Raw genomic sequence first — 12,362 nt, 5'->3', positions numbered from 1 at the left:
GAGGAAACGGCGGCCTTAACCGCTGCGCAGCGATCGCGGACGGATGTCGGTCCAGTTGGCGTCGAGATAGGAAACGCACGCGCCGCGGCCGGCCGGGCCGAATACGGCGCGCCAGCCCGCGGGCGACGCGAGTTGCGACGGCCACAGGCTGTGCTGGTCCTGGGGATTTACCAGGACAAGAAAGGAAAGGCTTTCGTCATCGAAAGGGTTGGTTTGCTCCGCGCTCATGGCGAACACTCCAGCAAGGCGAGCCGGCCTGCAGGCGGGCTTGGCCCGCCTTTGGACGATTCTGGTTTGTTTTACGGGGCGACCCAGGGCCGCCACAGACAGCCCAGCCCCTGCAACAAACCGCCGCGCCAGCACAGCCAGTCGTGCCCGCCTTCGAACACTTGGTAATGCACGTCATGCCCGGCGCGCTCCAGCGCCGCGCGGTGGCTATCGTTGACGTCCACCATCACCTCCTCGCGGCGGCCCACCTCCTGGAACACGCGCAGCCGTCCGGGCGGCGTCTCGCCAGCTTCCAGCTGCTCGGCCAGCCAGCCCTTGCTGCCCGGCAGGCGGCGGCCGCTCGCCGCGCGCGCCTTTTCATGCAGCTCGACATGCGGCCACCAGAACGAACCGGACTGGCTGAGCACGCAGCCGAAACGGTCCGGCCAGTTGAGGCCGGCGAACATCGCCGCCAGGCCGCCATAACTCTGGCCGGCCACCACGGTGCGGTCTGCGCGGTCGCTGAACGGCGCGATCAAGGCCGCCTGCGGCAACAGCTCCGCTTGCAGCGCCAACCAGAATGCGGCGTTGCAGGGCAGGTCTTCCTCGCGGTGCTTGCCGTCGATGCTGTCGATCAGCAAATACACCGCGGGCGGCAAACGGCCGCGGCGGGTATCCTCGTCCAGCGCGGCGAACACCGGCAGGCGCTGCGCCCAATGCTGGCCGTCCAGCAGGATCGCCAGCGGCCTCCCGGCCCATTCTCCAACAGAAACCGCGCCTGTGTGGTAGATCCAGACCCGGCGCGCCTTGCCGAGCATGGCGCTGTCCCAGCGGATCTCCGTCAGGCGGTGCGGATCGGCCCCCTGCCCGGTTTTGTCCCAGGCGGTCCAGGCGGACTGGTCCGGCGCGTCGGGCAGATGCAGCGGCGACAAGCTGGCGCCCCAGCTGCTGCGGTAGCCGGCGGCGGGGTTGAGCGGATCCGCGATGGCCTGGCTCATGATGCTTAGCCACCATTCGCGGTGGCGCAGCCGGCTTTCACGGACATCGTCGCTGGGAACCGGCGGCGTCTGTCCGGCCGCTACCGGGATATAGGCATAGCTGCCGCGCCAATCCGCCGGCAACACCGCCTGCCACCACCAGACATCGGTATCGCCCAGGCGGGACAGCGACTGCGGCTGCGGGCTATGGTGGTCGGTGACGGAATTGACATCGGCGTACACCCGCACCGTCGCCGACGCGGCCGGGCCGCCGGCCGGATCGCGCCACAGGAAAGTCACGCAGACGCGCCCATCCGGCAGCCGCTCGCGCAGCGGCGCGCCGATGGCAGCCAAACGTTCCCACCAGGATGGCAGGCCCGCGTCCGGGTGTTGCAGCCAGGCCGCACTCTCGGCAGCCATTTGATTCCATTTCACATTTCCACCCATGATTTCCATCCACTCCGGCAGTCGGATCGCGCATTTCTCCCGGCGTGCCATTACCGTTTGCATATTGTTAATGATAAATATTATCATTCGCATCGACGAGCTGCAATGCTCGTCCCGGGCCAGCATCATCCCGACTTGTTCAGACGCCGCAATAGCCAACGATTCCTCGCCAGCCAGACGACGCAGAACACCCGGACGCTCTGGCAACGACAACAATGAGGAACGCAAGCAAGATGAAAAACACTCCGCACCGCCAACGCAAGGCACTATCGCAGGCCACCATTCTGGCGCTGGCCTGCCTGGGAAGCACCGCCGCCCTGGCGGCCGGCGCGCCCGACCTGCAGGACAATTCCACCACTCTGCCCGCGGTCACCGTCACCGGCGAGAAGATCAATCGCTCGCTGCAGGACACCACCACCGCGGTGACAGTGCTGCGCGACGCCGACAAGGGCGAAGTCAAATCGGTTTATGACGCGGCGGCCGCCACGCCCAACGCCAGCCTAAACGGCGCCGGCATCGTCAACATCCGCGGCGTGGAAGGCACCGGCCCCGGCACCGGCTACAACACGCTGGTTTCCGGCTCTCGCCCGCGGGTGAGCACCACGGTGGACGGCATGGCGGAAAGCTGGACCGGCCAGCGCTACGTCGACGCCAGCCCGTGGGATGTGGAACAGATCGAAGTGCTGCGCGGCCCGCAGTCCACCACCCAGGGCCGCAACACCATGGCCGGCGCCATCGTGGTCAACACCAAGGACCCGGCTTTCGATTGGGAAGGCGCATTGCGCGCCGGCTACGAAGACAAAGGCGGCCGGGCGACGCTCGCCGGCATGATCTCCGGCCCGATCACCGACGAGCTGGCTTTCCGCGTCACCGCCGAGGGCCTGAACGGCCATGGCTTCATCGACTACCCGGGCCAGCTGCCCTGGGATGCCTCCCAGATCAATCACAGCAGCTACCGCGGCAAGCTGCTGTGGAAGCCCAGCGCCCTGCCCGGCTTCAGCGCCAAGTTGACGGTATCGCACCGCAAGGACAAGGGCGAATACTTGAACTACGTCGACGGCAATTACTTCGACTACCAGTACCATCGCCTGTCCACCCAGGCCCGCTATCAGGACTCGTCCAACAACACCATCAGCACCGACCTGCAATACCAGTTCAACGACGCCTGGAGCGCCCACCTGCTGGTCGGGCACGCCGACAACGTCAGCGCGTTCAAGGACACCGACACCCCGCCGCTGAACATGCGCCTGGATGAGAAAAGCGACACCGTCGAAGCCCGACTCGCCTATGCGCCGCAAAACGGCTGGCTGAGCGGGATGATGGGCGTATACCACTACGACCGCGACCAAAGCCTGCGCACCTTCCAGTTCCCCAATCTGCTGGCCAAGGACCGCCTCAAGACCGAAGCGCTTTATGGGGAGGCCACCTTGGCGCTCAGCGATAAGTGGAGCCTGAACCTGGGCGGCCGCGTCGAGCGCGAAATGCAGCGCCGCCACACCCTGTTCAATCCGGATACCGCCGCGCAAAATCAGGCCAGCTACAACGTGGGCGAAACCTTGTTCCTGCCCAAGGCCGGCCTGAGCTACCGCTACAGTCCGGACACCACGCTGGGCCTCACCGCGCGCAAGGGCTACAACGCCGGCGGCTCCGGCCTGGACAACAATTACGTCTACTACACCTACAACAAGGAAGAAGTCACCGCCTATGAGTTGAGCAGCCGCTCCGCTTTCCTGGATAACCGCGTCAGCCTCAACGCCAACGCCTTCTTCAACCAGTACACCGGCTACCAGGCCATCCTGGCTTCGCGCTTCACCAACATTCCGGAAGGCCAGAGCTACGGCCTGGAATTGGAAACCAAGGCCAGGGTGACGCCGACGCTGACCGTCAACGCCGGCCTCGGCCTGCTCAACACCAAGGTGACCGGCACCGATGCCGCCAACCCCGGCATCATGGGCAACCAGTTCAACTACGCGCCGCACATGACCGTCAACCTGGGCTTCAAGCAGCGCCTGCCGCGCAATTTCTACGTGGGCGGCAGCCTGAACCGCGTCGGCTCCTATTACTCGGAGATCACCAACGACCCCAGTCTGAAGGCCGGCGACTACACAGTGGTCAACCTGAACACCGGTTACGAGGATGCCCGCTGGGGCGTGCGCGCCTACGTCAACAACCTGACCAACCGCGGCGTGCTGTATGCCCAGATCGCATCCCGCGGCAACAACCTGGGCGTGGTCGGCGCGCCGCGCACGGTTGGCGTGACGGTGGACTACCGCTTCTTCTAAGCCGATCCCGCGGCACGTCAAACCGCCCGCAGGCCTCGCCCGCGGGCGGTTTTCATTGCCCGGATGCGCTGCCGGCGCCGCAAACGACAACGCCCGGCGATGACCGCTCATCGCCGGGCGTTCTTTTGGATCAAGATCAGTAATCGACGCCCAGGTAGATGTAACCGGTCAACTGGCCGCCGCGCGCCGTGCCGACGCCGACGAAGAACGGCCCCAGAATGGTGTCGGCTCCCAGGAAAAGCGAACCGGCGGGAATCCAGCCGCGGGCGGTTTGGAGGTCGGAATAGTTCTGCCCCCACAGCCGGCCGGCCTCCAGCGACACCCCGGCGTATACGCCGGAGCCCAGCACCGCCGGCAGCGACGCGGCGCGCCAATACACCATCAGCCGCGCCAACGCCACCTGATCGGCCAGCAACTCGCCGTTCTGGTAACCGGTCAGATTGAGGAAACCGCCCAGCGTCTGCGGAATGTCGCCATTGCGGATATCCACATAACCCCTGGCCTTGGCGGTGAAGCGCGCGGTGACGTCGCCATAGGTGTGGGCCGTCTCGCCGATCAGGTCATAGAATTTCTGGTTGACCTCGCTGCCCAGCCCCGGCAAACCGGCGCCGACCTTGCCGCTGAAGTAATAACCGGCCCTCGGCCAGCGCGGATTGTCGAATTGGTCCACCACCAGGCTGCTTTGCACCCCGGTGTTGCGGAAACGATCGTTGCCGTTGAATTCGCTGGGGTCGCCCTGCTCCAGCGAGTAATCGTTGTCCTGCCGGTACAGGCCCACCCGCCATTCGCCGTACTTGCCCAGAGCCAGGCCGACATTCACCTGGCCGCTCAGCACATCGTTCTTCAAGGTGGCCAGCACCGTATGGTTGTCATTGAACACGCGGAACGGCTTTTGCTCATAACCCAGCGAGCCGGCGACGAAGAACGGGCTGCCGTTCCACAGTGGCTGGTACAGCTCGGTGGTGATCGACTTGTCGTAGCCTATCGCCAAGTCGTTGCGCCAGGACGCGCCGGCGTCGTTCAAGGCCGTCCATTCATGGGCGGCGCGCAGCGTGAAGCTGTTGTCGCCCGGGGTATCGCTGCGCAGGTTCAGCCCGAAATGCAGATAGTTTTGCCCTATGCTGCGCTCCACCGGCATCACCGTCATCACGCTGCGGCCGGACACATTGTCGACGCGGTAGCCCAGCTTGTCGTATTCGCCGCCGGTGAAGATTTCAGCCAAGCGGTTGCGCGCCGTTCCCACCGGCACAGGCCCCGGAAAGGCCAGCGATTCGCGCAGCGTGGAAAGCTTGGTGAAGGTGCCGTCCGTCCCCTCCACCTTCACTTCGTCCAGCACCGGATAGCGCGGCCGCTGCAGCTTGCGCTTCCAGGCGGCGTAGGCCTCCTCCGACACCGAGTAAGCCGACAGCTGCTTGGCCATCTTGCGCGCCGCCTCCTCGCCGCGCCGCACGATGGCCTGGTGATCGCCGAAGGAAGTGGCGGCATAGCCGGTCAGGTCCGGCCGGATCACGATGTCTTTCTTGTCCAGCAGCTTCATCTGCTCCTGGACATTGCGCAGCACCGCCAGATTGGAGCTTTGCGCCACCACGTCGAACAGGGTCTGGATTTCATCCGGCTTCATCAGCGGCGTGCCGACATCCACCACGATGGCCTGCTTGGCGCAGCGTCCCTTCACATCCTCCACCGGCACATTGCGGGCGATGGCGCCGTCCACCAGCAGCCGCCCCTCGTCCTCCACCAGATCGAACACCCCCGGCACCGCCATGCTGGCGCGCAGCGCGCGCGTCAACGAGCCCTGCTTGAACACCACCGCGTCGCCGGTGCTCAAATCGGCGGCGATCGCCCGGAACGGAATGGGCAGCTTGTCGAAATCGTCGATGTCGCGGTCGCGGGTCAGCTTGTGGATGTAAAGCTCGATGCCTTGCGAGTTGATGGCGCTGCGCGGCACCCGCAGCGCGCCGTCCTTCAGGCCGAAGCTGACATCGAGATAGTTTTTGTAATCATTGCGCTTGCGGTCATACGGAATATCCGCCCGCGCCGGCTTGCCGGACAGCATCTGGTCCCAATCGGCGGCATTGAATTCGCGTTCGATCTCATCCAGCGGCAGGCCGTTGGCGTAAATGCCACCAATCAGCGCCCCCGCGCTGGTGCCCGAAATGCAGGCGATCGGAATGCGCAGGCGCTCCAATTCCTTGAGAACGCCCAGGTGGGCGAAGCCGCGCGCGCCGCCGCCGCCCAGCACAACGCCAACGCCCTCAGGCACTTGCGATTCGTCGGCGGCATATGCCGGCGGCGCATTAAAAAGGACTGAAAAGGACAATACCGGAATAAACAGACGAAATGTAAATAGCTTGCGAATTGGCATGTCTGATAATTTTGAGATTATGGTTTCACCATCATCAACGCGTGACGTAAGATATAGTGACATATAAACGAGAACATAAACCCATTAAAAGTTGGCTCAATGTTTGACTTCAAATCCCTAGTCAGCTCGCTCCTCAGCAAAAACACGCCGGCATCTGGCGTGGCGCAGTCGGCCACCCTTCTGGTGCGCGACCTGCCGCAGGCCGAATACTTTACCGCCCTGGTGGAAATCATCAAGGCAGTTTCCAAAATCAACGCCGACACCGACATGTCGCTGAAAGAGAGGGTGAAAACCCTGCTCTATGTCGACGACAAGGCCGCAGGCATCCATCGCCAGCTATGCCAGGACTATCTGCAGTCGAAAAGCGGCAGCAAGGGCTATCTTCCCACCATCCTGGCTTACTGGCACGAACTGTCCAGCGCCTACCAGATCTGCCTGCGCTTGAGCAAGAACGCCGCCAGCCCGGCGGCCGAGCCCGACCTGCAGCTGGTCACCATCCGCGGCTTGCATCACCAGATGCGGCTGATCGCCTGGAACGCGCTGCGCTACCTGAAGCCGGAAGGCACCGCCTGGCAACAGGGCTTCCGCTTTTACACCTACGCCGAAGAGGCGGGATTTTCCCGCACCGCGATGCTGCTATACCCGGACGCGCGCCAGGAAATCAGCTGCGAGCACCTGCTGATCCAGATCGGCATGCTGCACCTGGCGCAGACCGAGAACATGCTGCACAAGGAAATCATCGCGGTGGACCAGCTGCTGATGCTGCTGAGCCAGCACATCCCGCTGGACAAGCAGGCGCCGCCGGAAGGCCCGATCTTCGTCTACAACCTGTCCATCCCCGAGCCGCCGCAGCCGATGCTGCGCGGCATGGCCGGCAAGTGGCACCGCTACTGGTCAGCCTATGAAATCACCAGCCGCCTGGCCGACCTGATGTTCGACCTGGACAGCCGCATACCTTCGTCCCTCGCCACGCTGGGCTGCGAGCTGGAACGCGAGGAGTGGGCCGACCTGTGCGAAAAGCTGGCGATACGCTGGTCCAACGACGGCGGCAAGTCGCTGCGCAAGTCGGAACGCTCGCTGCACACCTCCAATGCGCAAGTGTCCATCGGCTTCGACCGGGTGGCGTTCCAGATCAAGGTGCAGGATGTCGGATCGCTGGACCCCGAGCGGGTGGACGAATGGCGGATCAATGATATCAGCAGCACCGGCATGGGGCTGACTTTCATCGGCAAAACCATAGACCAGCTGGCCATAGGCCGGCTGATCCTGGTGAAAACAGAGAGCCACCCGCTGCTGCTGGGCGTGATCCGCCGCATCCTGCGCCAGAACAACGGCACCAAGGTCGGGATAGAAATCCTGGGCCAGACGCCGGTAGGCGTCTCGCTGCAGGACCCCTCGCGCCAGGATATCCCGCCCTTCACCGCCATCTACATCACCCAGCCCAATTCCCGCAAAGGACAGCGCTGGTTCCTGATGCCCCGAGCCCTGACCTCGCCCGACAAGGAACTGGTCCTCACCGCGCAGGGAAAATCGTACCAGATCAAACTGAAAGACCCGCAGCAGGAATTCGAGGACTGCTGCCACAGCAACTTCGACACTCTGTCCAAGATAGATTGACCCCCGGCCGGCTCCGCGATGGAGCCGGCGCCCTTCCCCGCCCGCCCTCCTCCTCCGAGCGTCCTCTGCCATCCTGCAAATTCTCCATCGCGCAAACATTATGACAAAAGGGTATTTGCGCAATAAAAATTTGCAAATAATATCTTGATTCGGCTACGCCGAACAAAACAAAGGAAATCAGAGGATAAAACCATGCACCATCGCATCTCAAGCAGCGCGGTTCTGCTGGCGCTCGCATCGCTGTCCAGCCATGCCGCCGCCGAACAACCGCGCAACACTCCGTTGCAGCCGGGCGACCCGCTGGCCGCGCAACAATGGCACTTGCAGAATACCGGCCAAAACGCGTTTTCCAAACGCGGCGGCGTCAAGGGCGTCGATCTCAATCTGGCCTTCACTCACTTGCGCGGCATCCGCGGAGTCGGCACCACCATCGCCGTCATCGACGACGGCCTGGAAATCCGCCACCCGGACCTGGCCGCCAACATCGTGCCGGGCTCCAAAAACCTGGTGAACGGCAGCAACGACCCCACTCCCGACTCGCCCGACAACGCCCATGGCACCTCGGTGGCCGGCATAGCGGCGGCGGTGGGATTCAACGGCATAGGCGGACGCGGCGTGGCGCCGTCCGCCAGCCTGAAAGGCTTCAACTGGTTGCTGGCGCAAACGCTGGACGGCTGGCTGCTGTCGCACGGCAAACAACCGGGCGGACGGCCACTGGAGGCCTTCACCGATTCACGCGTGTTCAACCAGAGCTACGGCTCCTCCGCCGTCCGCTCCACCCCGGGCAATCCCGACCAGGACATCGAACTGAAAACCGAGGAGGAAACCTACGAAGACGTCAGCCGCAACAGCCACTGGGGCCGCGGCGCGACCTTCGTCAAATCGGCCGGCAACGCCTACAGCTACTTCCGGGCCGGCAACGGCTACCTGATAGGCTACAAGGGCAATGAAGGCCTGCCGGTGCAGGACGCCAACCTCACCACCGACAACAGCAACTACTGGAACGTGGTGGTATCGGCGCTGAACGCCGACGGCGTGCGCTCCTCGTACTCGTCGGTGGGCGCCAACGTGCTGCTGACCGCGCCCGGCGGCGAATACGGCACCGACTCGCCGGCCATGATCACCACCGACCTGACCGGTTGCCAGCGCGGCTGGAATATCGCCGGCAGCAGCGACAACGCGCTGCACGGCGGCAACGCGCTGGACCCCAACTGCGACTACAACGGCGTGATGAACGGCACCTCGTCGGCGGCCCCGGCCACCTCCGGCGCCTTCGCGCTGGTGATGTCGGCCAATCCGGCCCTCAACGCCCGCGACGTGCGCCACATCCTGATCACCACCGCCCGCCAGGTGGATGCGGCCAACCCCGGCGTCGCTCTGGCCTTCCAGGACGCCGGCGGCGGCAGCCACCGCTACCAGGCGATTCCCGGTTGGCAGAAAAACGCCGCTGGCCTGCCCTTCCACCAGTTTTACGGCTTCGGCCTGATCAACGTCGACAAAGCGGTGGAAAAAGCGCTGTTCTATAACCGCCCGCTGCCGCCGCTGGAAAAAACCCGCTGGCAGACCATCAGCGCGCAGGCATCCATTCCCGACGCCGACGAAAAAGGCGTGGAAAGCGTCTACACCCAGCCGGACAATCTCACGGTGGAGGCGGTGCAAATCCTGGTGGATGCCGAGCACAGCCGCGCCAGCGACCTGGCGGTGGAGCTGATTTCGCCGGCCGGCACCCGCTCGGTGCTGCTATCGCCGCGCACCGCGCTGGTGGCGGAAGACTACGGTCTCAATCAGCAGCGCCTGCTGTCCAACCATTTCTACGGCGAATCGGCCAAGGGCCAATGGCGCATCCGCGTGATAGACACCAACGGCGGCGACTACCAGTTCATCCACCGCGTCGGCGCCAAGAACACCACTTACACCCTGCCCAATGCGGCGGGCAAACTGAAATCGTGGTCGATCCGCTTCTTCGGCCACAGGAGCGCAACATGAAAAAAACCATCCTGACCCTCTCGCTGCTGGCGCTGGCCGGCGGCGCGCTGGCGGCCGACCTGCCCTTCCTGCCCAAGCCGGCGGGACAGGCCGTCACCATCAACGGCAAAACCTATTACAAGCAAGCAAGCCAAGCCAAGGCAGCGGCCAAATCGGCCAGCGGCGCCAGTTTTCGCGCCAGCGGCGCTCCGGCCTTGAACCGCGGCGACGTGGTCCAGTCGCCCAAGCAGGCGCTGCCCGCCACCGTCAGCGGCACGGTGCTGGTGCAACTGGCCTCTGCCCAGGATGAAGCCGCCGTCGCCCGCGACCACGGCCTGAGCGTGCGCTTCCGCACCCAAAGCGTGGTGGTATACGAAGCGCCGGCCCAGACCGAACTCTTGGGCCTGCAGCAAAGGCTGGCCGCCGACAAGCGGGTGAAAAAGGCGCAGCTGGAGCTGGCCAGCAACGACAACCTGCCGCAATAAGTCATGCCGACCAACCGGGCGCGTGCGCCCGGTTTTCTTCTGCCCCGCGCGAAGCGCTTTCAAAGCCCTGCAGCGAGTCGATCGCCAAACAATTGAATACACACAATATATCCATTCCAATTCGCATTTTGTGTGTATAGGAATTTTCCCTGCCGCGGCACAGCGGCAATAGACGCGGACAATAAAAAAACCCAACCGCGAACGGTTGGGTTTTGAATGTGGTGGAGGCGGCGGGAATCGAACCCGCACCCCAAACAAGCCAGTATTGGCTTACAAGGCAACTTTTCAAAATTTGGGCGAAATTTGGGCGATTTGTACCGCCCAGCTTCCCGCCACCACAAACCCGCCGCCGGCGGGTTTTTTCATGCCCAGAGGAAACATGAAAACCATCGCCACATTCTCGCAAAAAGGCGGCTCGGGTAAGTCCACCCTTGCTGTCCACCTTGGCGTCGCCGCCGAAGAGGACTCCACCTCCGTAATCATCTTCGACCGAGACGACGCTCAGGCATCCAGCTCGCGCTGGGCCGGCAGCCGCTCTGCCGAATCCCCGGTCGTTCTCCAAACGCCGCCCTCGCAGCTGCAAGCCGCGCTCAAGGCCGGCAGCGCCAAGGGATTCGGCCTGGCCATCATCGACGGGCCGCCACACTCCTCTCCCGATTCAGCTGCCATTGCGCGGGTCGCCGACCTCATCCTGATCCCCGTTCGGCCGACAGCATTCGACCTGGCCGCGGTCGGCAACGCAGTGAAGATCGTCACCGCCGCGGGCAAGGAGCCGCTGTTCGTGCTGTCCGCCTGCCCTCCTCGCGTGCCGGAGGTGGCTGACGCGCGCCAGGCGCTGGCCGACTTCGGCGAAGTAGCGCCAGTAGAGATCGGTGAGCGCATCGCATTCTCGCGCGCCATCGCCACCGGCCAGTCGGTGACGGAGTTTGACTCGCGCAGTAAGGCGGCGGCCGAGATCCGGGCCCTGTGGCAATGGGTCAAGGAGAAGCTGCAATGAGCAAGACCAGCCTGAAGGAATTCCTGGGCGGAGGCGAGACGGAAGCGCCGACCAAGGAAGAGAAGCCCCTGCCCGACTATGTGTCCATCAAGGTAAAGGTCCACCCCGACGACCACCGCCGGCTTTCGGACCTCGCCAAGGCGGAACGGCCGTCCAGTCTGCAAGACCTGGGCGTGGAAGGATTCAACCGCGTGCTTGCAGAGCGCGGCCTGTCGCCGCTGCGGCCTTACAAGGAGGGGTAAATGCGCATTTGCCCCTTTGCTCACCTGCTCATTTACCCATTTGCGCACATTCGCAATTGCTCATCGAACCGGAGAAACCAATGATCGACATCGACGCAATCATAGACAGCATGGGCTGGTCGCTGGACCCCAGCGAGTGCGCGGATATGCGCCGGCTGTGCCAGGCCACGCTGAAGGCCGCCACCGAGCAGAGCGGCGAGCCGGTAGCGTGGGTAAACCACGCCAACTTGATCAGTGCTGAAATAGAGCGGCAGCGTGGCGGGGCTGGTGATTGCCACACGTGGTCTGAGCAAAAAACCGATTACCACAACACGCCGCTCTACACCCGCCCGCAGCCCGCGCCGGCGGTGCCAGAGGCTGTACAGCTGGTATGCGACGCGTTGATCGCCATCGCTGCCCACTCCGGCAACCCGAAAGGCATGGCCGAAATGCTCAAGCCGTGGCGCGCCCGCGCCGAGGAGTTCACCCGAAACTATGGTAGGCAGCAGCCCGCGCCGGCTGTGCCGGAGGAGGTGTACAGCAAGACCCCCGGGTGCAAGCAGTGTGATGAAGCCGAGGCCTGCGGCCTTACATTTTGTCCGGAGTGTGATGCCCTGCTCGCCGCCGCGCCGGAAACCGGTAAGGAATCCTTACAGGTTCAAGCGGTTCCGGGTATATCGGATGCGGTCATCGATGATCTGCGCCAGGCATTCGCCAACGCTGCCCGCTGGGGCGGTCATGAGGCATGCCATCAAGTTGATGTGCGCGCTCTGCTCGCGGGCAAGTCGCCCAATTGACA

General features: G+C 63.9%; 10 protein-coding genes. 7 read left to right on the top strand and 3 right to left on the bottom strand.

Features of this window, described 5'->3' with window-relative positions; genetic code table 11:
- Positions 1 to 15: 15 nt before the first annotated feature.
- The gene (locus U6115_RS11730; protein WP_043573692.1) at positions 16 to 228 is read right to left on the bottom strand and encodes an MbtH family protein; all 213 of its coding nucleotides are present in this window, start codon (positions 226 to 228) and stop codon (positions 16 to 18) included.
- 71 nt (positions 229 to 299) lie between these two features.
- Positions 300 to 1,604 carry an enterochelin esterase gene (fes, locus tag U6115_RS11725; RefSeq protein ID WP_043573690.1) on the bottom strand — a complete coding sequence of 435 codons (1,305 nt, stop codon included), beginning with the start codon at positions 1,602 to 1,604 and terminating at the stop codon, positions 300 to 302.
- A gap of 260 nt (positions 1,605 to 1,864) precedes the next feature.
- On the opposite strand from fes, the gene U6115_RS11720 reads away from it, so the two are divergent.
- Complete coding sequence (locus U6115_RS11720) at positions 1,865 to 3,913, top strand: TonB-dependent receptor (protein ID WP_043573687.1); 2,049 nt, start codon at positions 1,865 to 1,867, stop codon at positions 3,911 to 3,913.
- Positions 3,914 to 4,049: 136 nt separating this feature from the next.
- On the opposite strand, the gene U6115_RS11715 is transcribed toward U6115_RS11720, so the two are convergent.
- Positions 4,050 to 6,176, bottom strand: coding sequence for a patatin-like phospholipase family protein (locus tag U6115_RS11715; protein WP_167595304.1), 2,127 nt, complete (start codon positions 6,174 to 6,176; stop codon positions 4,050 to 4,052).
- A 201-nt stretch (positions 6,177 to 6,377) separates the two neighbouring features.
- Between U6115_RS11715 and U6115_RS11710 the strand changes: the two genes are divergently transcribed.
- The 6 genes from U6115_RS11710 (at position 6,378) to U6115_RS11685 (ending at position 12,360) form a co-directional block, all read left to right on the top strand.
- Entirely contained in the window at positions 6,378 to 7,895 is a 1,518-nt protein-coding gene (locus U6115_RS11710; protein WP_043573683.1) for a hypothetical protein, read from the top strand.
- A 192-nt stretch (positions 7,896 to 8,087) separates the two neighbouring features.
- On the top strand, positions 8,088 to 9,881 hold the full coding sequence (locus U6115_RS11705) for a S8 family serine peptidase (protein ID WP_043573681.1): 1,794 nt from the start codon (positions 8,088 to 8,090) through the stop codon (positions 9,879 to 9,881).
- Complete coding sequence (locus U6115_RS11700; RefSeq protein ID WP_043573678.1) at positions 9,878 to 10,345, top strand: hypothetical protein; 468 nt, start codon at positions 9,878 to 9,880, stop codon at positions 10,343 to 10,345. The genes U6115_RS11705 and U6115_RS11700 overlap by 4 nt, the downstream gene beginning before the upstream one ends.
- A gap of 379 nt (positions 10,346 to 10,724) precedes the next feature.
- A complete protein-coding gene (locus U6115_RS11695) occupies positions 10,725 to 11,342 on the top strand; it encodes a ParA family protein (protein ID WP_043573674.1) in 618 nt (205 codons plus the stop codon).
- Positions 11,339 to 11,584 (top strand): hypothetical protein, encoded by a 246-nt coding sequence (locus tag U6115_RS11690; protein WP_043573670.1) that lies wholly within the window; start codon positions 11,339 to 11,341, stop codon positions 11,582 to 11,584. The genes U6115_RS11695 and U6115_RS11690 overlap by 4 nt, the downstream gene beginning before the upstream one ends.
- 80 nt (positions 11,585 to 11,664) lie before the next feature.
- Complete coding sequence (locus tag U6115_RS11685; protein ID WP_043573668.1) at positions 11,665 to 12,360, top strand: hypothetical protein; 696 nt, start codon at positions 11,665 to 11,667, stop codon at positions 12,358 to 12,360.
- Positions 12,361 to 12,362 lie beyond the last annotated feature (2 nt).

Source organism: Chromobacterium subtsugae, from assembly GCF_035919665.1.
GTDB lineage: Bacteria > Pseudomonadota > Gammaproteobacteria > Burkholderiales > Chromobacteriaceae > Chromobacterium > Chromobacterium subtsugae.
This window is presented reverse-complemented; position numbering and strand designations above follow the sequence as displayed.